Raw genomic sequence first — 22,049 nt, forward strand, 5'->3', positions numbered from 1 at the left:
CATTCCGGAAAACGCCAGGCGGACAACCCCCGGACCGCGTCGCGGTCCGATGCGGTCCCGATGCCGTCAGATCAGGTCGGCGAGCTCGCGCAGCAGTGCGGCCTTACCCTTCGCACCGACGATGCGCTTGACCGGTTCCCCGCCCTTGAACAGGATCATCGTCGGGATCGACACCACCTGGAAGTCCCGCGCGGTGGTGGGGTTCGCGTCCACGTCGAGCTTCGCGACGGTGAGCGCACCCGCCTTCTCCGAAGCGATCTCCTCGAGCACCGGGGCGACCATCTTGCACGGCCCGCACCAGGTGGCCCAGAAGTCCACCAGCACCGGGGTGCTGCTCGACAGCACGTCGGTGGAGAACGAGTCGTCGGTGACCGCGACGGTGGCGCTGTTGTCAGCCATGGGATGTGTTCCTCTCGGGGGAGTGACTGCTCAGATCGGGGCGGAGATCTCTTGATCCGTTGGCGCGACGCCGATTTCGGCGAGCCAGCGCTCGGCGTCGATGGCCGCCGAACAGCCGCTGCCCGCGGCGGTGATGGCCTGGCGGTAGGTGCGGTCCACCAGGTCGCCGGCCGCGAAGACGCCCTCGACCGACGTGCTGGTGGTGCGACCCTCGACGAGCACGTACCCGTCCTCGTCGAGGTCGACCTGACCGCGCACGATATCCGACCGCGGCACGTGGCCGATCGCGACGAACACACCGGTCACGGCGAGCTTGGATTCCTCACCGGTGACGGTGTCGCGCAGGCGCAGCCCGGTCACCTTCGGATCGCCTTCGACCTCGGTGACCGCGGTGTTGGTCATGAACGTGATCTTCTCGTTGGCCCGGCCGCGTTCCAGCATGATCCGCGATGCGCGGAACTCCTCGCGGCGGTGGATGACGGTGACGCTGCGGGCGAAGCGGGTGAGGAACGTCGCCTCCTCCATGGCCGAGTCGCCGCCACCGATGACCGCGATGTCCTGGTCACGGAAGAAGAAGCCGTCACACGTCGCACAGGTGCTCACCCCCATGCCGAGCAGCGTCTCCTCGCCGGGAACGCCGAGATGGCGTGCGGCGGCCCCCATGGCGAGGATCACCGCGCGGGCCCGGTGCGTCTCGTCGCCCACCGTCACCGTCTTGACGGGGCCGTCGAGCGACACCGCATCGACGTCCTCCATGCGCAGGTCGGCGCCGAAGCGCAGCGCCTGTTCGCGCATCTCGTCCATCAGCTCGGGGCCGGTGATGCCGTTGCGGAAGCCGGGGTAGTTCTCCACCTCGGTGGTGGTCATGAGCGCACCGCCGAACTGGCTGCCCTCGAACACCAGCGGTTCGAGCTGTGCGCGCGCCGCGTACACGGCCGCCGTGTAACCGGCCGGGCCGGAACCGATGATGATGAGTTCGTGGACCTTGTCTGAGGTGGTCATATGAGCCTTTCTGCCGTCTCACTCGGCACGGGTAGCAACACCAGCCTAGGTCTGGGTGTTCCCGGGCGTCGGCAGGGTCACGCGTGGCGGGCCGATACCGAGCGCCAGGTCACGTCCGCGGTGTGTGCCGGCGCGCCGACACGTGGGCGCCGGGGCCGCGGTGTCGCCGGCGTGGGGCGCCGGCGCGGGTGAGCGTGCCGTGCCGCAGCGCACGCGGCGTGCCGGCGGCGGTCGGCGCGGTGGTCTCCTCGCCGGCGTCGATCGTGGCGAGCACGTCGGCCAGTTTCGCCCGGGCGCGGCTGCAGCGGGACTTCACGGTGCCCTCGGCCACGCCGAGCATTCGGGCGGTCTCGGCGACCGAGTAGCCCTGCATGTCGACCGCCACCACCGCGGCGCGCTGTTCGACCGGCAGGCTCAGCAGCGCCCGCTGCACGACGATCGCGGTGTCCACCCGTGCCGTCGGATCGCCGACCGGGTGGTCGTCGTCGAGCAGTGTGCTCGTGGCCTGGGTGCGGCTGCGGCGCATCCGGTCGAGGCAGGCGTTGACCACGATGCGGTACAGCCAGCTGCTGACCGCGCAGTCGTTCCGGAACGACGCCGCCTTGCGGTGCGCCGAGAGCATCGCGTCCTGCAGGGCGTCGCGGGCGTCCTCGGGGTTGCGGCTGGTCATCTGCGCCAGCCGGGTGAGCCGGCGGTGGTGGCGGACGAACAGCTCCTCGAACGCGTACCGGTCGCCGGCCACGTGCGCGGCCAGCAGCTGTGCATCCGACCGGCCGATGGCCTCGAAGCTCCCCACAGCCGAACACTAAGCGGTGTCGCGGCGGGTGGCCGGCACGAATTCGCCGCGCTGTGGACAACCCAGCTACGCTCGACCGCGTCAGCCGCGACGGGTCGCAGGAAGCCGGTGTGAATCCGGCACGGTCCCGCCACTGTGACCGGGGAGCGAACCCCACGCGTGACCACGGCCGCCGGGCCGGAAGGTCGGGGCGAGCGCCGATCCGGGAGTCAGGACATTGCGCCGCCGCGGGCCGGTCGAACGGGGCGGGACACCCCGGGACGGAGATCGCGCATGGAGGCGCCGCCCGCCGCCGTGGAACGCGCCCGGGTCCGGTCGGCGCTGGCCGAGGCCGCCGGGTTCGGGATGTACTTCACCGCGCCGCGCGACACCGCGGGGGTGTCGTTGTCCGCGGAGCAGTTCTGCGCGCCCGACCGGCTGCGCGCCGTCGTCGATGCCGTCGGCCGGCAGATCGGCTCGTCGGAGGCCCGGGTGGCGATCTCCACGCTGCAGTTCGGGCTCGCGGCCCGGTACTGGTCGTTGGCACTGGGGGTGTGGCGCTGCGGCGGTGTGATCCTCGACCTGGCCGGGCTGCGGTACACGGTCACCGGCGCGGGGTCGGTGTCGGTGACCCTCGACGAGCCGCGCGGGCGGGACGCCACGACCCTGTCCGCCGGCGACGTGGCCGAAAGCCTCATCGGCGCCGTGCTTTCCGGTCAGCTGACCGGACTGCACGCGGCGCTGCGCACGGTTGCACCGGTCGCCGACGGGCTGCTGTGGGGTAACGCCGCATCGGCGCTGTACACCGCCGCTCGCACCGTCGCGGCCGGCCGCCCCGACGCGCGGCTCGACGCGGTGGCGTCGGCGATGCTGACGCGAGAACCGTTGGCGGGACACGTGGTACGCGGGGGTGACGGCGCGGCGCTGCGGCGCAGCTGCTGCCTGTTCTACCGCACCACCCACAGTTTCTGCTGTGGCGACTGTCCGCTGACCGGACGGGCGGTGACGCGCTAGCGACGAGCGCTCACGTGGTGCCCTTGAGCGTGATCTCGGAGATGTCGCTGCGGCTCTCCCCGTTGACGGTGCCGAGGGTGTCGATCCACACCAGCACGTTGGACGTGGGCTGGGCGTCGGTGACGTCGATGGTGTTGCTGCCGGGCTGCAGCGGGGTCGACGGGGTCAACTCGGTGGTGCCCTCGAGTGAGGAGGGGCTCGGGGAGTCCGCCGAGCGGATCTGCACCGTGGTGCCGGTGCTGTTGACCGTGATGTCGACCGAGTCCAACGTGGTCGGCTGCGACAGCTCCAGCATCAGCCCGACCCCGTTCTTGAAGTTCGGGAACGGTGTCGGGTCGGAGTAGATGTCGGTCGGCCACACGGTCGAGGCGTTGCCGTCGATGGCGTTACCGGCCTGGTCGGGGTTGTCGGCGCCGCCGGCGGGGGAGAAGACGGTGGCCCGCACCGGGCGGATGACATTACCGGGAGTGCCTGGCCCGGAGCCGGATTCGGCCGACGTGGTCGGTGCGTTGAGGCCGAGCTCGTCGCCGTCGAATCCGCCGCCCACGTCACCGAAGATACGGCTGAGCACCGTGGCCAGCACCACCAGCGCGACGACGATGATCACGGCGCCGACGGTGATGCCCACCACGAGACCGCGTTTGCGCCGGGCCTGTGCTTCCGGATCGTCGTCGGCTCCCCCGCGCAGGCGCGACGACGATCCGTCGGGCTGGTCGACCGGTGAGATCAGGTCGGTGCGGTCGGCGATCGCGGTGGCCTGCTGGAGGAGGTTGAGCAACGTTGGGGCGCTGCGGATCCCACCGTCGCGCTGGACGGCGTGGGCGGCGGCCGCCGAAATCTGGAACGGGATGTCGCGGTCGACGGAGCGCGGTTCGACGGCTTCGCCTGCGGGGTCACGATCGGCGGGCGCCAGGCCGCTGGGCACGCCGGTCTCCGGCAGCGGCCACCGGTTGACCAGCAGCGCGTACAGCGCGGCGCCGATGCCGCGGATGTCGTCCTCGGGGGTGGCGTCGGGCATGGTCGCCGGGAAGGCCAGCGCCACATCGCCCTCGATGCTCACCCGCACACGGCTCGGATGGTCGATCGACAGCGCGACACCGGAGCGGTGGGCGGCCTCGGCGGCCGCGGCCAGCGACTGCATCGCCCTGGCCCCGCCGATCGGGGAGGGCGACGTCTCGGCCACCTCGGCCAGCGATCCGCCGCGGATCCACTCCGACACGATGAGCCCGCCCGATCCGGTGTTCGCGACGTCGAGCACCCGTGCCACGCCCGGCATGTCGAGCCGGCTCAGCTTGAGCGTGCGGGACAGGATCTCCTGCAGCCGCTCGTCGGGCAGCGTCGCCTCGGGGTCCACGAACGTCAGCGCGACCTGCCGGTCCAGCGCGGTGTCGAGGGCCTGCCAGAACTGCAGCGTCGGGGGGCCGCCGTGGAACACCAGCAGCCGGTAGCGGCCGCCGGCGATGGTGGCGCCGGGGATCAGGGTGACGTCCTCGTCGGACGTGGCCGCCTCGATCGGGGGTTCGCTGGGCGGCGCGAACGGCAGTGTCTCGCGGGTCGGGTCGCCGCCGTAGTCGGCGGGCGGGCGGCCGGACCGGGGCATCTCGGTGGTGGCGCCGCCGAGATCCTCGGACGCGACGTCGGGCTGGAAGTCGTCGGCGGCGGGCCGCGTCTCGCCGGGACGCGACAGGGCGTCCCGCGAGATCTTGGTGGTGGCCGCGCCGTCGGGTGGCGCAGCGGAATCGCCCGCGGAGTCGTCGCTCACCGCTGGTCCTTTCCCCGTCCCCGCCCCGGCGCCGTGCACCCAGGGCTGTTCCACCCCGGCCGACGGGCCCCGACTCCGCCGTACCGGGTGTGCACTTCTGTGGTCAGCGTACGGGAAGGCACCGGCGGGACGCGGTGCGTCACGCCCGGATATTGACGGCGCGGACACCGACCGGCGTCCGCCGAGCCGGCGGCGCACGAACGCAGCCGCGGCGTCGGCCTCGGGAACCTTCGCCGCCAGCAGCACCCCGGCGATCACCGGCGCCATGATGATCCCGAGCACGGTCAGCCGCAGCAGCGAGCCGCCCGCACCCAGGCGTTCGGTCAGCGCCGCCAGGCCGAGCAGTTGGTCGGCCACGTGGGCCAGCAGACCGGCGGCCAGGGAGGCGGCCGTGGTCACCAGGATGGTGCGCAACACCGCGATGTCGAGCATCCGGCCACCCGGCGGGTGCAGGCTCGAGCGCAGCAGGATCGCCCCGACCACCGCGCCCGCCACGAACCCGATGCCGTTCGCGGTGCCGAGCAGCCCGGCCACCAACTCGGGGTCGTCGGTCAGGGCGGGCGCGGCCAGCGAGGCGATCACCTTCACCGTGGTGACGACGATGATGATGATGATCGGCGTCCACGGCTGTTCGCGGGCGTAGAACACGCGCAGCTGCAGCAGCACCAGCGCATAGGGGATCAGCGTGAACGCCGACAGGGTGATCGCGATGCCGAGGTAGCCGGCGTCGGTCTCGCCGAAGTTGCCGTAGGCGAACAGCGCACTACCGATGGCCGGGCCGCCGACGGTCATCACGGCGACGATCGGGATCAGCGTCACCATGGTCAGCCGGGTCGCCAGCGACAGGTCGCCGAGTACGGCCGGGATGTCGTCGGCGGCGGCGTTGCGCGACAGGCGCGGCATGACGACGGTGAGCACCGTGACGCCGATGATGCCGAACGGCAGCTGCAACACCAGCCACGTGTAGTTGTAGATCGCCGGGCCGGACGCGGCCGCGGAGCTGGCGATCTGGTTGGTGACCACCAGGCCGACCTGACTGACCAGGACGTAGAGCACCATCGCGGCGGCCATCGCGCCGAACTTCTTGAGCCGGTCGTCGATGCCCCACAGCGGCCGCAGGCTGATCCGCTCGCGGCGGATCGCGACCAGGAGCACCATGGCCTGGGCGACGACGCCCAGCGTGGTGCCGATGCCCAGCACCAGCAGCTTGGCATTGCCCATCTCGACCGGATCGATCGACAGTTCGCCGGGCACGAGCACGTACAGCCCGAGCGTCGCGATCGCGACCACGTTGTTCACCACGGGCGCCCACGCGGGCGGGCCGAACACGTTGCGGGTGTTGAGGATCGCCATGAACACCGACGTCAGGCCGTAGAAGATCACCTGCGGTAACAGCAGGTAGGCGAACGCGGTGGTGAGCGGGTTGTTGACCTGAGGGTCGTCGCCGAGCATCAGACGCACCAGCAGCGGTGCGGCCGCCACCGACAGCACGGTCGCGACGAGCAGCAGCGTGGTCGCGAGCGTCACCAGCCGGCGGACGAACGCGGTGCCGCCGTCGGCGTCGTCGCGTTCGGCGCGGGCGAGCACCGGCACGAAGATCGCGGTGAACGTGGCCTCGAGCACCAGCGCCGCCACCAGGTTGGGCAGCTGGTTGGCGACCGTGAACGAACTCGACAGCGCCGCGCCGAGAATCGCCGCGAGCAGCACGATGCGCAGGAACCCGGTGATCCGGCTGACCAGCGTGGCCAGCGCCATCCCCCAGGACCGCGATACCACGGCCGCATCGGACAGTTCCGGGCGCCCGGCGCGGCGGCGCGGGGCCGGGCCGCGCGGGATGCGCTGGCGCGGCGGTGGGGGCGGGGTGCGGCGCGGCGGCGGTCCGGGTGCGGCGTACGGGGGCCGGGGCGGAATGCGGCGGGGCGGCGGATACGGCGGGGGATACGGCGGCTGCGGACCCGGTGGTGGATTCGGTACGGAATTCGGTGGGGGACCGAACTGTCCCCGCCCGGTGGGATTCACTTGCGCTCGCCGGCGGGGTGGTCGCGGCGCGCCCCGGTGCCGGCGCGCTCGTCACCGGGGGCGTGCCGCAGCGCGGTCTCGAGCGGGTCGGAGTGGTACCGGGCCTCGGCGTAGGCCCGTTTGGGCCGGTCCAGATCGGCACGGTCGGGCTGGCCGCGGAAGCGGTGCCACAGCCGTCGGCCGACCAGAAGCGCGAGCACCACGGCGCCGGTCATGGTGATGATGAACAGCACCTTGCCGTAGGCGTTGGAGTGCACCGACAGGCGGACCGGTTCGCCCAGCGGCAACCCGTCGGCGGTGCGCAGCGCGACGTCGACCGCGACGCGCTGGGTGAAGTGCACCTCGATCGGCACCCGCAGCGGTAGGAAGCCCGGCGGCAGGGAGATCTCACCCATGTCGTCGACGGTCATCCCGGGCGGCGCGTCGACGGCCAGCCGCACCCGGATCGGCACCGGCAGGTCGTTGCGCAGGGCCAGCGGCAGCGGGCTGCGCTCGGTGGCCAGCGTGTAGGCGCCCCCGGGGTTGACGATCGTGACGGCGCCGAACATGTCCCGCACCGTGTCGGTCACCACCGCCACGCGTTGTTTGGCCAGGCCGTTTCGGGCGTTGGGCGGCACCGACTGGCTCAGCGCGCGCAGCATGTCCTCGCGCAGCGGCGCGGTGTAGGAGGTGCCGGTCAGTCCGGTGCGCTCGTCGACGCCGAGCGCGGCGGTCAGACCCCACAGGCGGCCGGTCGTGGCGGCGATGCTCGAGGTGACGTCGTCGTCGATGCGCCCGCGCGGATCGCCGGTCGTGCCGGTCGGCCAGCCGGCATCGGGCCGCGGGGCCACCGCCTCGGCCTGCGTGACGATCTCGGCGACCGGCCGCGGTACGGCCAGCCCGGCCCGGATCGCGGTGCCCACCGCGGTGAGCACGGCGCGGGCGTCGTCGTCCTGCACGTTCCACGCCAGCGGCGGGACGAGCACCTGGCTGCGCGGGGTGAGGTCCGGTCGCAGGCCGCGCCACAGCAGCGCACCGAGTGCGTCCTGGCGGCGCGCCACCTCGGAGTCGTGGTGCAGCGGGATGTCCAGCGACGGGTCCAGATAGGTCGGCGACCCGGGATCGGTGCCCGCGCCGGCCAGTGCCGCCCCCACGGTCGGGTCGAACGGCACCGCGACCAGGTCGGGGGAGTAGCGGACCGGCGCCAGGTCGGGTGTCGAGCCCAGGCCGGTGCTGGTGTCGTCGGCGGCCAGTGGCGCCGCGCCGATCACCACGGTGCGGCCCTGCGCGGTGAGCAACTGGGCGGCCGGGCCGGTCAGCGGGCCGTCGCCGAGCACCGTGACCCCGCGGGTGGAGGTGATGCCCAGGACCCGGTCGACGATGTCGCCGGCCCCGCGGGTGGCGATCGCGGCCAGCCCGGAGTCGCCCACCCGCTGCAGCGCGTCCAGGTCGGCCTGGGCGTAGGTGGTCGGCACCACGCACATCCGCTGCGCGAGCCCCTTGAGCCGGTTGAGCCACGCGATCGCGGCATCCCGACCGGCGCCAGGGCGGGTCGGGGTCATCGGCCCGGCGTCGGGGCCGGCGGTGACGACGTAGCCGGCGGTCATCGCGTTCACCGTCACCAGCAGGTCCGGATCGACCGCCAGACACAGTGCCCGGCCGACGTCCCCGCCCGGGTCGACGGGCGGGCTGGTCGCGAAGTCGACCGCGCCGAGCAGGGTGTCGAGCCGGCCGCCGGGAGCCAGGGCCACCGCCAACTCGTCGTCGATCAGTCGCACCGGACCCGGGCCGCCGGGCACGCCCGCGGCCAGGCGAGGCCGGTCGGCCAGCGGCCAGAACATCGTCATCTGCACCGGTCGCGAGGTGTCCGGCGGCACCACGGACGTCAGCGTCTCGGCCACCGAGTCGGCGGCGCCCTCGGGCGGGACGCCCAGCACCGGCAGCAGGAACCGGGCGTCGTCGAGGCGGGCCGGTGCCCCGTAGTCGGGGGTGCCGTTGACGTTGACCAGCACCGGGTACACGCCGGGCTGCCGGATGTTCATCGACGGCTGGTCGGCCGAGCGCATCGGATAGGTCAGCGTGAACGGCACGTCGCGGCCGCGCGGCAGCTCGGGGGCGACGGTGACGAAGTTCGCGACCGGGTCGTACTGGTCGAGGTTGCCGGTGAGGTTGGTGCGCAGACCCGAGGAGCTGTCGACGGCGGCGGCGTGTTCCAGGCGCACCACGACGTCGCGCACGGTGCGGTCGCCGACGTTGCGGACGACGCCGGCGACGGTGACGACGGGTTCACTGGTGGTGGTGACGACCTCGGGGGTCACCCGGTCGATGCGCAGCGCCAGGAACTGGGTCTCGCCGGTCTCGGCCGCGGCGGCCTGCGGCAGCGCGGTCGGGACGATGGTCAACAGCACCAGCACGAGTGCGGCCAGCAGGCGGGGCACCGCCACGGTTCTCACGTGCCCTGTCCGCATCCGTTCGTCCGCCGGCCGGGTGGGGTTTGGCTGGACTCGTCCCGACGACGGTTGCGGGTGTGCGAATGGGTCTGGGGACGGCGCCGCGGCGCCGAGTGCGGCAGCGGCGGCAGCGCGGTGGGACCGTCGGCGTGCAGCCGGTCGATGAGTTCGTCGGCGACCTCGGCGAGCCGGCGCTCGTCGGCGTAGGCCAGCCGTTTGGGCAGTTCGCGCAGCGGCACCCAGGCCACCTCGGTGACCTCGACATCCTCGTCGGACAGTTCCCCGCCCGAGAAGCGCATCAGGTAGTGGTGCACGGTCTTGTGCACCCGGCGGCCCTCGGTGACGAACCAGTAGTCGATGCTGCCGAGCGCGGCGAGCACGCTGCCCTGGATGCCGGTCTCCTCGGCGACCTCGCGGATCGCGGTCTGCTCGGCGGTCTCACCCATCTCGATGTGGCCCTTGGGCAGCGACCACAGCATGCGGCCGCGCCGGTCGACGCGGCCGATCAGCGCCGCGACCTGACTGTCCTTGGGCCCGTCGATCCCGTCGATGACCAGACCGCCCGCGGAGGTCTCGTGCACGGTGCGCAGGCGTTCGGGTGGCCGCCGGGGCCGGGTCTTGCGCGCCTGGTCGGTGGGTTTGGCGGTGGGCGCCGGAGACTGGTCGGCGGGTGCGGTGGCGTCGCCCTGCGCGTCGGTGAGGGCCTGCGGTGGACCGGCCGCGCGTCGGCCACGACGTCGCCCGCGGCGGCGTCGTGATTTGGGCTGTTCGCCTTCCGACACCCAAGCGATAGTAGCTGCCAGCTGGTATCGGTCCCCGCCACACTCGCCGGTCGCGGCCGTACCGTGACCATCTAAGCTCGACGAACGTGCCCGACACCCACCACGACGCCGCGGCCGACGCCGAGCTGCTCGCGCGCGCCGCGGTGGCGCTCAACCGCGACGGCGACGTCCTGCGCGGAATCGGGGCGGTGTTCGCGGCCGCCGGCCATCAGCTGTACCTGGTCGGCGGCAGCGTGCGCGACGCCCTGCTGGGGCGGCTCGGCAGCGACCTCGACTTCACCACCGACGCGCGGCCCGAGCAGATGCAGGCGTTCCTGCGGCCGTGGGCGGATGCGCTGTGGGACACCGGCATCGAGTTCGGGACGGTCGGGGTCGGCAAGGCGGGGCACCGGCTGGAGATCACCACGTTCCGGGCCGACAGCTACGACCAGGTGTCACGCAATCCGCAGGTGCGGTTCGGTGACCGGCTCGAAGACGACCTGGTCCGCCGCGACTTCACGGTGAACGCCATGGCCGTCGCAATCGGCGCGGACGGTCCGGGCGAATTCCACGACCCGCTGGGCGGCCTGGCCGCGCTGCGTGCGGGCGTGCTCGACACCCCGTCGGCGCCGCAGGTGTCGTTCGGCGACGATCCGCTGCGGATGCTGCGGGCCGCGCGCTTCGTGAGTCAGCTGCGGTTCACCGTGGCGCCGCGGGTGCTCGAGGCGATGGTCGAGATGGCGCCGCAGCTGTCGCGCATCACCGCCGAGCGGATCGCCGCGGAACTGGACAAGCTGCTGCTGGGCGCCGATCCGGTGGCCGGGATCGACCTGATGGTGCACACCGGCCTGGGCGATGTCGTGCTGCCGGAGGTCGGCGGTATGCGGATGGCCATCGACGAACACCACCAGCACAAGGACGTCTACCAGCACTCGCTCACGGTGCTGCGCCAGGCGATCGACCTGGAGAACGAGGGCCCGGACCTGGTGCTGCGGTGGGCGGCGCTGCTGCACGACATCGGCAAGCCCGCCACCCGTCGCCATGAACCCGACGGCGGCGTGAGTTTCCACCACCACGAGGTGGTCGGCGCGAAGATGACCCGCAAACGCATGCGGGCGCTCAAATACTCCAAGCAGATGGTCGACGACGTCTCGCAGCTGGTCTATCTGCACCTACGGTTCCACGGGTACGGGGACGGCCGGTGGACCGATTCGGCGGTGCGCCGCTACGTCACCGACGCCGGTCCGCTGCTGACCCGGTTGCACAAGCTCGTCCGCGCCGACTGCACGACCCGCAACAAGCGCCGCGCCGCGCGGCTGCAGGCCAACTACGACGACCTCGAGCACCGCATCGCCGAACTGGCCGCGCAGGAGGATCTGCAACGGGTCCGCCCCGATCTCGACGGCAACGAGATCATGGCGATCCTCGGCATCCCGGCGGGCCCCGAGGTGGGGCAGGCCTGGCGCCACCTCAAGGAGCTGCGGCTCGACCGCGGCCCGCTCTCGCACGACGAGGCGAAGGAGGAACTGCTGAGGTGGTGGAACGCACGGACGCAGCCCGGCGTCTGAACCGGTGTGGACTACTGCCTCGGGGATACGACGGGTGCGGCGACGATGTGGACCGCCGAACCGGATGTCGACACCGACGGTGACGGGGTCTTCGACGCGGTCGGGCTGGACCTCGACGCCGACGGGCGGATCGACGACGCGCTGGCCGACACCGACGGCGACGGCATCGCCGATGTGGCGGCCCGCGATCTGGACGACGACGACCGGGCCGAGGCGCGGTTCACCGATGACGGATCGGGCACGTGGCTGCTCACGGTCGACCGGGCCGGGCAGGTGCGGTGGTTCGGGCTCGACGGTGTCGAGCAGACCGGCGGGCCGCTGGTCGACCTCGACGCCGACGGTCAGGTCGACGACACGCTGGTCGACGCCGACGGCGACGGGCTCGCCGACCGCGCGCTCGGCGGTGACGCCGCGTACGTCGACACCGACGGGGACGGCCGGTGGGACGTCCGGCTCACCGACGCCGACGGCGACGGCCGCGCCGACGCCGCCGCCGACCTCTAGGAGGTGCCGCCGTCGGGTTTACGCCGACGGGAACGGGGCTACGCAACGCCTATGACCGGCCACGAGGTGCTCGCCGGCCGCTACGAGGTGCGTGACCTGTTGGGCTGCGGCGGGATGGCCGAGGTCCGCGACGGGTGGGACACGCGCCTGGACCGTGCGGTCGCGATCAAACTGCTGCACCCGGCGCTGCAGGCGCAACCGGACGTCCGGCGCCGCTTCGAGGACGAGGCCCGGTCGGCGGCGGCGCTGTCGCACCCCAACATCGTGTCCGTGCACGATTACGGCGAACACGACGGCACGCCGTTCATCGTGATGGAACGCCTGCCGGGCCGCACGCTCGGCGACATCATCGCCGAGGGTCCGATGGCCCCGGCGCAGGTGCGCGCCATGCTCGGGGACGTCCTGGGCGCACTGGAGGCCGCGCACGCCGCCGGGGTTCTGCACCGCGACATCAAACCGGGCAACATCCTGCTCTCGACGAGCGGCGACAGCCTCAAGGTCGCCGACTTCGGCATCGCCAAGACCGGCGGCGCCGCGCACACGACGACCGGGCAGATCATCGGCACGATGGCGTACATGAGCCCGGAGCGGGTGGCCGGGGCGCCCGCCTCGGTGGCCGACGATCTCTACGCTGTCGGTCTGATGGCCTATGAGGCGCTGCTCGCGCGTCGCGCCTTCCCGCAGGACAATCCGGCCGCGCTGGCGCGGGCGATCATGGACCAGCCACCGCCGCCGGTCACCGCGTACCGCAACGACGTCGATCCGGTCCTGGCCGAGGTCGTCGCCCGGGCCATGGCCCGCGACCCCGGGGTGCGGTTCGCCAGTGCGAGGCAGATGCGCGCGGCGCTGTCCGGCGATCCGGGCGCGCTGTCCGGTAGCGCGCCCACACCGCGGCCGGCCACCCGGGTGCTCGCCGCCCCGCTGCCGCCCGCGATGACCTACCTGCCGCCGCCCCCACCGCGGCGATTCTCCGGCCGCAGGCCCAAGGTGGCCGGAGCGGCGGCGGTCCTGGCGGCGTTCGCGATCGCCGCGCTCGCACTCGCGATGGACCCGTTCTCCACCACACCCGCGCCGCAGCCGGTCAGCACCAGTACCCCGGTGGCGCCACCACCCCCGCCCCCGCCGCCACCGCCGCCGCCGCCGGTGGAGCAGCCGGCGCAACTGGTCCCGCAGCAGGACTGGGGCGAGGAGAAGAAGGGCGACGAGGGCAGGGGCAACGGCAACAAGGGCAACGGCAACGGCAACAAGGGCAACGGGAACGGGAACGGCAAACGCGACTAGCCGTCAGCCTCGTCCCTGACCGGGCGGCCCCGCGAACGCCTGCGCGATGGTCAGCCACTCCTGGGCCTGCGGACCCACCGCGGTGACGTCGAGGTCGGCCAGGGCCCGGCGCTGGGTCACCAGGAAGCAGAAGTGTTCGGCCGACCCGGTCACACGTTGCGCGGCCTCTGCCGGCCCCCACGTCCACGTCGACCCGTCGGGTGCGGTCAGTTCCACGTGAAACGGTTCCGTCGGCGCAGGCCGGTCGTGCACGGCGAACGCGAAGTCGCGGGTGCGGACCCCGATGTGGGCGATGGCGCGCAGCCGGTCGGTCGGCGCTCGGCGCACCCCCAGCGTGTCGGCGACGTCGAGCCCGTGCGCCCACGTCTCCATCAGTCGTGCGGTGGCCATCGACGCGGCGCTCATCGGCGGACCGAACCAGGGCAGCTTGCGGCCGTCCGTCACTGTCAGCAGCGCATCGTGCAACCGGCCGCGGGTGCGTCGCCAGTCGGCCAGCAGCTCGTCCGGCGCCATGGTGGCCACGTCGGCGGCGCCTTTGTCGACGAACCCGGTCGGGTCGGTGGCGGCCGCGCCGAGCACCTCGTTGAAGCCCGCCTCGTCGGTCACCGACAGCAGCGCGACGCGGTCGGTCCACAGTAGGTGCGCGATCTGGTGGGCGATCGTCCAGCCCGCAGCGGGTGTCTCGGCCGACCACCGCGGTGCGGGCAGGTCGGCGACCAGCGCGTCCAGGTCGTCGCTTTCAGCGCGGAGGTCGGCCACGAGGGCGTCGGCGGCTGCCACAGCGGTCACCCTAGCGGCGCGGGTCGCGCCTGCTTGCCGATCCACGCGTGCAGCGCCAATCCGACGAGGTAGACGGCCACCCCGGCGGCGGCCAGACCGGGCGCATGGCCGCCGGCGGGGATGACGAGCGCCGCCGCGGCGATGGCGCCGACGAACGCGATCCAGAACAACGCGTCCTGCACGGTGAAGACGTGGCCGCGCAGCGCATCGTCGACGTCGATCTGCATCGCGGTGTCGGCGCACAGCTTCACGATCTGCCCCGCCGCGCCGAGCAGGAAACCGCACACCACCATCACTGGCAGCAGCAGGGTCACGCCGGCGAGCTGGATCAGCACCGCGGCGGCGAGGGCGCCGTTGGCGGTGCGGTAGCGGCCCCAGCGCGCGATCAGCGCCGGCGTGGCGACCGTGGCCAGGAACGACCCCGAGCCGGTGGAGGCGATGAACAGCACCGCGGTACCCAGGCCGGCCACGGTGTCGGTCTCGGTGTGGCGGACCATCACCAGCACCATCAACGTGTTGATGCCGAACACCACCCGGTGGGCGGCCAGCCCGGACAGCGTGGCGGCCACGGTCCGGACGGCGAGCACCGTTCGGGCGCCGTGCACCCACCCGGTGGCGACCGCATAGGCGACCGATCCGTGGATGGCCCGCACGCTGTCGTCGGGGCCGAGCACGTGGCGGCCGAAGCGCACCGACAGCCACAGCGCCAGCGCCACCGGGACCGCGGCGAGGAGGATGATCACCGAGGCGCCGGTGTCGTCGGCGCCGAACGCCCAGCGGGGCAGCAGCATGAAGTTCGCGCCGGCGAATGCCGCCACCGCCCCGGTCGCCGCGGCCACCGAGTTCATCGCCACCACCTGCTCGCGCGGGACGACGTGGGGGAGCGCCGCGGACAGGCCGGACGAGACGAACCGGGTGAACCCGTTGACGATCAGCGCGCCGAACAGGATCGGCAGGTCGGCGGTGCGGGTGGCGAGTAGCGCGGCGACGCCGAGGACCAGCAGCAGGCGGCCCAGGTTGGCGGCGATCAAGACGAGTCGGCGGTCCCAGCGGTCGAGCAGGGCACCGGCGAACGGGCCGAGCAACGAGTACGGCAGGAACAGCACCGCGAACGAACCGGCGATCGCCCACGGCTCGACTTCCCGTTCGGGGTTGAACAGGATGGCGCCGGCCAGCCCCGCCTGGAACAGCCCGTCGCCGAACTGGCTGACGGCGCGCAATTCGAGCAGCCGCCGGAACTCGGGAAGGGCGCGCGTCGACCGCCACACCGCGCGTGGCGCGCGAGCGTCAACCACGGAAGATCACGTCCTGTCACGGGGAGAGGGTCGAAACGGCGTCGCCGTCGAGGCGAGCGAGGTGCCGGGCACCCCGTCCACAGTACAAATATCGGGGTGGTCGCCGCCCGTTCGCCACATCGGCCGGACCCCGGTGCCATGATGGACTCGTGGCGCAGTCAGACGATCCGGAGGACTTCATCGCCCCGGCAGCACAGCGCGTACGCGCGGGAACGCTGCTGCTCGCCAACACCGACCTGCTGGAGCCGACGTTCCGGCGCAGCGTCATCTACGTGGTGGAGCACAACGACGGCGGCACGCTCGGCGTGGTCCTCAACCGCCCCAGCGACACCGCTGTGTACAACGTGCTGCCGCAGTGGGCGAAGCTGGCCGCCAAACCGAAGACGATGTTCATCGGCGGTCCGGTCAAACGCGATGCGGCGCTGTGCCTGGCCACGCTGCGCACCGGTGTCGAGGCCACCGGGGTGCCCGGCCTGCGCCATGTGCAGGGCCGCATGGTGATGGTCGATCTCGACGCCGATCCCGACGAGCTCGCGCCCGTGCTGGAAGGAGTTCGGATCTACGCCGGCTACTCCGGCTGGACGATCGGTCAGCTCGAGGGCGAGATCGAGCGCGACGACTGGATCGTGTTGTCGGCGTTGCCATCCGACGTGATGGTCGAATCGCGGACCGACCTGTGGGCGCGGGTGCTGCGCCGTCAGCCCCTACCGCTGTCGCTGCTGGCGACGCACCCGATCGACATCAGCCGCAACTGACGTCAGCGGCACGACAGCACGCAGCTGGCGCAGCTGCCCGCGCAGCCGTCGGCCGCGGGTTCGGCGGCCTCGGTTCGGGCCTGACCCTGAGCCACCACCTTCGCGCTCTGCCAGCATCCGGCGCCGACGGTGGCGACGGCGCCGACCGCGCAGGCGATCACCGCGAGGACCGCGGTCGACCGGGGCGCCGACAGCGCGACCACCCCGCCGGCGGCCAGCATGACCGCGGCCGCCAACTGGGTGGGGGCCACCGCGCGCAACACCTGGCGCAGCGGATCAGCGGAGCGCGGCCGCGTCAGCAGCCACAACCCGCCGACGCCGACCGCGACGGCGGCACACAGGCACAGCACCGCAGCGACAACCATGGGATGCAAGGATACGAGCCGCGCGCGGTGGACCAAAGCTGGGGCGCCCCCCGGGCGCCAGGCATCGCCCGGGGGACGTCGTCATCAGGGCAGCCCGAGTGGCTGCGGCAGCGGCGCGAGGTTCGGCATCGGCGGTACCCCGGGCAGCGGAGCCGGGGGCGGCGGTGGCGGCACCGGCGCCTGCGCGGTGGGTGACTTCACCTTGAAGCCGGTGACGATCGCGTCGGTGGCGTTGGCGGCCGCGACGGCCTGGTCGACGGTCGTGGTCACCGCCAGCGACACCAGGTAGCGGTCGGCGCCGGACTGGGCGATGAGGTGCCGGCGGGAGGTGTTCAGCGTCAGCTGGTTCTCCCGGAAGGTGCCTTCGATCAGCGAGGACGGCATACCGTCGTAGGGAGCCAGCGACGCGTCGGTGGACCGCCACGCCGGCAGCATCTGACTGTCGATGAAGCCGTGGCTGATGGCTTCGTCAGGGTTGAAGTCGCCGAGCAGTTTGTACACCTTGAGCTGCGCGTTGGACGAGTAGAGCCCGTCGCCGCCGACCCGGTCGGCGATCACCGCGAACGCCTCGGGCACGTTCGGGTCGGGGATGTAGGCCCAGCCGGGCGGCATCGGGAGCGTGATGTTGAGCGCCTTGAAATCGCGTGCCGCCTGCGGTTGCATCGCCACGTTCTTCGCCGCGAAGAACTCGGCCAGCGTGCCCGACGACGCGGGCAGGATGCTGGGGGCGGGTGGCGCGGTCACCGCGGCGGCGGCCGGGGTGGCCACCGCGCCGGGGGTGAGCGCACCGGTGCTACCCGGGACGACGGCCGACTCCGGGACGGCGGCCACCGACTGGGTCACCGGGTTGGGTACCGGCACCGGCGGTTGCGGGAACGCGGGCTGGGCAACGGCGGTCGCACTCGACAGGCCCATCACACCGGCCGTCCCCGCGGCCACCATCAGTGCCAGAACCCGCCGGCGGCGGGCGATCTCGATCATCGACGCCTTCCTTCTCGAATGCTCGAGGGGCGGGTCGCCCTCGAGTCACGCGCCGAACGTATCCGGGGCGGGCGGTTAGCCACCAGCGCCGGAACCGACTTGGGACCAACCTCTGACGTCCCCGCGACGGAACCGATACCAAGACGTGTCCGGCGGCGGGGTGACATGGGCCCCGAGCTGTGCGTAGGGCCTCCTTATACCCTGGTGAGGTGACCGAATCCCCGACCACGCAGCCCGACCGGGCCGCCGAGGCCGACGCCCCGCAGCACCGCTACACCGCGGAACTCGCCGGGCGGATCGAGCACGCCTGGCAGCAGACCTGGGCCGCCGACGGCACGTTCAACGTGCCCAATCCGGTCGGCGAGCTGGCGCCGGCGGACGGCGCGGTGCCCGCGGACAAGATGTTCGTCCAGGACATGTTCCCCTACCCGTCGGGGGAGGGACTGCACGTCGGGCACCCGCTCGGGTACATCGCCACCGACGTCTACGCCCGCTACTACCGGATGACGGGCCGGAACGTCCTGCACGCGTTGGGTTTCGACGCCTTCGGTCTGCCCGCCGAGCAATACGCGATCCAGACCGGCACGCATCCGCGCACCAGGACCGAGGCCAACATCGTCAACTTCCGCCGCCAGCTCGGGCGGCTGGGGCTGGGACACGACGCGCGGCGCAGTTTCTCCACCACCGATGTCGACTTCTACAAGTGGACGCAGTGGATCTTCCTGCAGATCTACAACGCCTGGTTCGACCGGGACGCCAATCGGGCCCGGCCGATCAGCGAACTGGTCGCCGAGTTCGAGGCAGGCACCCGCTCCCTCGACGACGGCAGGCAGTGGTCGCAGCTGTCGGCCGGCGAACGCGCCGATGTCATCGACGGTCACCGGCTGGTCTACCGCGCGGACTCGGTGGTCAACTGGTGCCCGGGTCTGGGCACGGTGCTGGCCAACGAGGAGGTCACCGCCGACGGGCGCAGTGATCGCGGCAACTTCCCGGTGTTCCGGAAACGGTTGCAGCAGTGGATGATGCGTATCACGGCCTACTCCGACCGGCTGCTCGAGGACCTCGACGTGCTGGACTGGCCGGACAAGGTCAAGTCCATGCAGCGCAACTGGATCGGCCGTTCCACCGGCGCGAGCGTGTTGTTCGGGACGGCCGCCGGGGACATCGAGGTGTTCACCACCCGGCCCGACACGCTGTTCGGCGCCACCTACATGGTGCTGGCGCCCGAGCATCCGCTGGTCGACGCGTTGACCGCGGCGCAGTGGCCCGAGGGCACCGATGCGCGGTGGACGTTCGGTGCGGCGACCCCTGCCGAGGCGGTCACCGCGTACCGCGCCTCGATCGCCGCCAAGTCGGACCTCGAACGCCAGGAGAACAAGACCAAGACCGGTGTCTTCCTCGGCGCGCATGCGACGAACCCGGTGAACGGCCAGGGCATTCCGGTGTTCATCGCCGACTACGTGCTGATCGGCTACGGCACCGGCGCGATCATGGCGGTGCCCGGACACGATCAGCGCGACTGGGAGTTCGCCGGTGAGTTCGGGCTGCCGGTCGTGGAGGTGATCGCCGGCGGCGACGTCGCGGAGGCGGCCTACGCCGGGGACGGCCCGCTGGTGAACTCCGGTTTCCTCGACGGCCTGGATGTCGCCGCCGCGAAGGAGGCCATCACCGAGCGGCTGGTGACCGACGGCCGGGGCCGGGCCCGCGTCGAGTACAAGCTGCGTGACTGGCTGTTCGCCCGGCAGCGCTACTGGGGTGAGCCGTTCCCGATCGTGTACGACGCCGACGGTAGGCCACACCCGCTGCCCGAGTCGGCGCTGCCGGTGGAATTGCCTGACGTGCCGGACTATTCGCCGGTCCTGTTCGATCCGGACGACGCGGACAGCGAGCCGAACCCACCGCTGAACAAGGCGACCGACTGGGTGCACGTCGAGCTGGATCTCGGCGACGGTCTGCAGTCCTACACCCGCGACACCAACGTGATGCCGCAGTGGGCGGGTAGCTCCTGGTATGAGCTGCGCTACACCGATCCGCACAACAAGGAGGCGTTGTGCGCCAAAGAGAACGAGGCGTACTGGATGGGTCCGCGCCCGGCCGAGCACGGCCAGGACGATCCGGGTGGCGTGGACCTCTACGTCGGCGGTGTCGAGCACGCGGTGCTGCACCTGCTGTACTCGCGGTTCTGGCACAAGGTGCTCTACGACCTCGGCCACGTCAGTTCCCGTGAGCCGTACCGGCGTCTGGTCAACCAGGGGTACATCCAGGCGTTCGCCTACACCGACGCGCGCGGGAGCTATGTGCCCGCCGCGGAAGTCGTTGAGCGCGAGGGCAAGTTCTACTGGCCCGGGCCCGACGGCGAGGTGGAGGTCAACCAGGAGTTCGGCAAGATCGGCAAGAGCCTGAAGAACTCGGTGTCGCCCGACGAGATCTGCGACAACTACGGCGCCGACACGCTGCGGGTGTACGAGATGTCGATGGGTCCGCTCGAGGCGTCGCGGCCCTGGGCCACCAAGGACGTCGTCGGCGCGCACCGGTTCCTGCAGCGGGTGTGGCGGCTGGTGGTCGACGAGCAGACCGGCGCGGTGCGGCTGAACAACCACGAGGCGCTCGAGACCGAGACGCTGCGGGTGTTGCACCGGACCATCGCGGGCGTGGCGGAAGACTATGCGGCGCTGCGCAACAATACCGCGGCCGCCAAGCTGATCGAGTACACCAACCACCTCACCAAGGAGGGCGTGACCGCCCGCGCGGCGGTCGAGCCGCTGGTGCTGATGCTCGCACCGCTGGCGCCGCACCTGGCCGAGGAGCTATGGCGGCGGCTGGGACACGAGACGTCGCTGGCGCACGGACCGTTCCCGGTGGCCGACCCGCAGTACCTGGTGACCGACACCGTCGAGTACCCGGTGCAGGTCAACGGCAAGGTGCGCAGCCGCATCACGGTCGCGGCGGACGCTGCCAAGGACACGCTCGAGTCGGCCGCCCTGGCCGACGAGAAGGTGCAGGCGTTTCTGGCCGGCACGGCGCCGCGCAAGGTCATCGTGGTGCCCGGCAAGCTGGTCAACCTGGTCGTCTAGTGGCGAAGTCACCGCTCGGCGGCGGTGACGATGTTGACGCTGCCGAACGCGCCGTTGACGTCGACCACCACCTCGGGTCCGCTTGCCCGGCAGGCTGACTCGCAGTTCGTCGAGCCGAACAGCACGGCGCCCTCGGTGCGCACCCGCACGCCGTCGGGCACCACCACCTCGGTCGAGCCGAACAGCATGCCCACCTCGACGCGATCGGAACCGGGGGACACCGTGACGGTGCGATTGCCGAACACCGAGACACCGTCGTCGGCGCCCAGCACCTGGCTGCCCAGGTACAGCCCGCCGATCAGCAGCACCGTGCCGACCGTGCCGCCGAGGTGCCGGCTCCACGGTCTGCGCTCCTCGTCCGGGACGGTCGCCACATCGGCCGCGGGCCGCAGCGCCGGGAGGTCGCGGGTCAGCGTGTCGAGGTCGGCCCGGGTGCGCGCCTGCCAACACAACGCGGTCCGCTCGTCGTACTCGGCGAGCGTCAGCACGCCGTCGTCGAGCGCCTGACGCAGGTGCGCGTCGGTGGCCGCCCGCTCACGATCACCGATGCGGATCTCAGGCGCGGAGTCGTCCACCGGTCACCTCGGCCGGACGACGACTTCGTGCACGTGCGCGTCCGCGGGTGCGTGGACCGCGTCGGCGGTCACCTTCGCGACGGTCTCGACACTCAGGAAGTTCGCCGGGTCGTAGTCGCGCCCCTCGTAGGCGACGAGGTCCTGCTGCATCTCGGTCGCGATCCGGCCGGGATGCACAGAGGTGACCCGCAGGCCCGGCTCGTCGTTGCGCAGCGAGTCGGCGAAGCCGCGCAGCGCGAACTTGCTCGCCGAGTACGACGCCAGTCCGGGGGAGGCCTTGATGCCGGAGCCGGAGTTGATGAACACCACCTGACCACCGGCCGCGCGCAGTGCGGGCAGCAGCGCCAGGGTGAGGGCGACGGCGCCGATCACGTTGACGTTCATGGTCGCTCGCCACTCCTCGACGCTGGATTCGGCGACCCGGCCGGGGTACGCGACGCCGGCGTTGTGCACGAGCACGTCGAGTTCGACGATCGGCTCGACGGCGGCCGGGATCGCGTCGGGGTCGTCGAAGTCGATCTCCCAGGTGGTGGCGCCCAGCCGCTGCGCGACCTCGTCGAGTGCGGCCGACGGGCGGCCGGCGAGGAACACCGTGTGGGTGGGCGCCAGGGCGGTGGCGATGGCGGCGCCGAGCCCACGGCTGGCCCCGGTGATCATCGCGGTCGGCATGCCCGTCACCCTACCGACCTGCGCGCGGCGCGCGGAGGTCG

18 protein-coding genes and 1 riboswitch are annotated in these 22,049 nt (G+C 72.1%); of the genes, 6 read left to right on the plus strand and 12 right to left on the minus strand.

Annotated features, from left to right (window positions below):
• Window positions 1-66: 66 nt before the first annotated feature.
• The 3 genes from trxA to sigM all read right to left on the minus strand — a co-directional run bounded on the left by trxA (window position 67) and on the right by sigM (window position 2,197).
• Window positions 67-399: a thioredoxin gene (gene trxA, locus E4P42_RS19380; RefSeq protein WP_135127699.1), complete on the minus strand. Its 333-nt coding sequence runs from the start codon at window positions 397-399 to the stop codon at window positions 67-69.
• Between the two features lie 30 nt (window positions 400-429).
• Window positions 430-1,401 carry a thioredoxin-disulfide reductase gene (gene trxB / locus E4P42_RS19385; protein WP_135127700.1) on the minus strand — a complete coding sequence of 324 codons (972 nt, stop codon included), beginning with the start codon at window positions 1,399-1,401 and terminating at the stop codon, window positions 430-432.
• Window positions 1,402-1,510: 109 nt separating this feature from the next.
• Entirely contained in the window at window positions 1,511-2,197 is a 687-nt protein-coding gene (sigM, locus tag E4P42_RS19390; protein ID WP_135127701.1) for an RNA polymerase sigma factor SigM, read from the minus strand.
• 98 nt (window positions 2,198-2,295) lie between these two features.
• A riboswitch (cobalamin riboswitch) is annotated at window positions 2,296-2,417 on the plus strand.
• A gap of 53 nt (window positions 2,418-2,470) precedes the next feature.
• Here sigM and E4P42_RS19395 point away from each other — a divergent pair.
• On the plus strand, window positions 2,471-3,190 hold the full coding sequence (locus E4P42_RS19395) for a hypothetical protein (RefSeq protein ID WP_135127702.1): 720 nt from the start codon (window positions 2,471-2,473) through the stop codon (window positions 3,188-3,190).
• A 10-nt stretch (window positions 3,191-3,200) separates the two neighbouring features.
• On the opposite strand, the gene murJ is transcribed toward E4P42_RS19395, so the two are convergent.
• The 3 genes from murJ to E4P42_RS19410 form a co-directional block, all read right to left on the minus strand.
• Window positions 3,201-6,863, minus strand: coding sequence for a murein biosynthesis integral membrane protein MurJ (murJ, locus tag E4P42_RS19400; protein ID WP_135127732.1), 3,663 nt, complete (start codon window positions 6,861-6,863; stop codon window positions 3,201-3,203).
• Window positions 6,864-6,967: 104 nt separating this feature from the next.
• Complete coding sequence (locus E4P42_RS19405; protein WP_135127703.1) at window positions 6,968-9,418, minus strand: hypothetical protein; 2,451 nt, start codon at window positions 9,416-9,418, stop codon at window positions 6,968-6,970.
• Entirely contained in the window at window positions 9,400-10,182 is a 783-nt protein-coding gene (locus E4P42_RS19410; protein WP_167759549.1) for an NUDIX hydrolase, read from the minus strand. The genes E4P42_RS19405 and E4P42_RS19410 overlap by 19 nt, the downstream gene beginning before the upstream one ends.
• 86 nt (window positions 10,183-10,268) lie before the next feature.
• Between E4P42_RS19410 and E4P42_RS19415 the strand changes: the two genes are divergently transcribed.
• The 3 genes from E4P42_RS19415 to E4P42_RS19425 are packed head-to-tail and all read left to right on the plus strand — an operon-like array spanning window position 10,269 to window position 13,514.
• Entirely contained in the window at window positions 10,269-11,729 is a 1,461-nt protein-coding gene (locus tag E4P42_RS19415; protein ID WP_135127705.1) for a CCA tRNA nucleotidyltransferase, read from the plus strand.
• Window positions 11,730-11,735: 6 nt separating this feature from the next.
• Window positions 11,736-12,233 carry a pullulanase gene (locus tag E4P42_RS19420; protein ID WP_135127706.1) on the plus strand — a complete coding sequence of 166 codons (498 nt, stop codon included), beginning with the start codon at window positions 11,736-11,738 and terminating at the stop codon, window positions 12,231-12,233.
• A gap of 51 nt (window positions 12,234-12,284) precedes the next feature.
• Complete coding sequence (locus E4P42_RS19425; protein ID WP_135127707.1) at window positions 12,285-13,514, plus strand: serine/threonine-protein kinase; 1,230 nt, start codon at window positions 12,285-12,287, stop codon at window positions 13,512-13,514.
• Window positions 13,515-13,517: 3 nt separating this feature from the next.
• Here the strand turns inward: E4P42_RS19425 and E4P42_RS19430 are convergent, their stop codons facing one another.
• Both E4P42_RS19430 and E4P42_RS19435 read right to left on the minus strand, forming a co-directional pair.
• Window positions 13,518-14,294, minus strand: coding sequence for a TIGR03084 family metal-binding protein (locus tag E4P42_RS19430; RefSeq protein WP_135127708.1), 777 nt, complete (start codon window positions 14,292-14,294; stop codon window positions 13,518-13,520).
• Window positions 14,295-14,299: 5 nt separating this feature from the next.
• Window positions 14,300-15,589: an MFS transporter gene (locus E4P42_RS19435; protein ID WP_135127709.1), complete on the minus strand. Its 1,290-nt coding sequence runs from the start codon at window positions 15,587-15,589 to the stop codon at window positions 14,300-14,302.
• A 149-nt stretch (window positions 15,590-15,738) separates the two neighbouring features.
• Here E4P42_RS19435 and E4P42_RS19440 point away from each other — a divergent pair, with 149 nt between their 5' ends.
• Entirely contained in the window at window positions 15,739-16,344 is a 606-nt protein-coding gene (locus tag E4P42_RS19440) for a YqgE/AlgH family protein (protein ID WP_135127710.1), read from the plus strand.
• Window positions 16,345-16,346: 2 nt separating this feature from the next.
• Here E4P42_RS19440 and E4P42_RS19445 read toward each other — a convergent pair whose 3' ends face one another.
• Window positions 16,347-16,709 (minus strand): hypothetical protein, encoded by a 363-nt coding sequence (locus E4P42_RS19445; protein ID WP_135127711.1) that lies wholly within the window; start codon window positions 16,707-16,709, stop codon window positions 16,347-16,349.
• 84 nt (window positions 16,710-16,793) lie between these two features.
• A complete protein-coding gene (locus E4P42_RS19450) occupies window positions 16,794-17,690 on the minus strand; it encodes an LpqN/LpqT family lipoprotein (RefSeq protein ID WP_135127712.1) in 897 nt (298 codons plus the stop codon).
• Window positions 17,691-17,899: 209 nt separating this feature from the next.
• Here E4P42_RS19450 and leuS point away from each other — a divergent pair, with 209 nt between their 5' ends.
• Window positions 17,900-20,764, plus strand: coding sequence for a leucine--tRNA ligase (leuS, locus tag E4P42_RS19455; RefSeq protein ID WP_135127713.1), 2,865 nt, complete (start codon window positions 17,900-17,902; stop codon window positions 20,762-20,764).
• Window positions 20,765-20,772: 8 nt separating this feature from the next.
• Here leuS and E4P42_RS19460 read toward each other — a convergent pair whose 3' ends face one another.
• Window positions 20,773-21,339: a DUF1707 domain-containing protein gene (locus E4P42_RS19460; RefSeq protein ID WP_135127714.1), complete on the minus strand. Its 567-nt coding sequence runs from the start codon at window positions 21,337-21,339 to the stop codon at window positions 20,773-20,775.
• Between the two features lie 3 nt (window positions 21,340-21,342).
• Window positions 21,343-22,008, minus strand: a complete 666-nt coding sequence (locus E4P42_RS19465) for an SDR family oxidoreductase (protein ID WP_135127715.1) — start codon at window positions 22,006-22,008, stop codon at window positions 21,343-21,345.
• Window positions 22,009-22,049: the final 41 nt, after the last annotated feature.

Source organism: Mycobacterium sp. PS03-16 (genome assembly GCF_004570325.1).
Lineage (GTDB): Bacteria > Actinomycetota > Actinomycetes > Mycobacteriales > Mycobacteriaceae > Mycobacterium.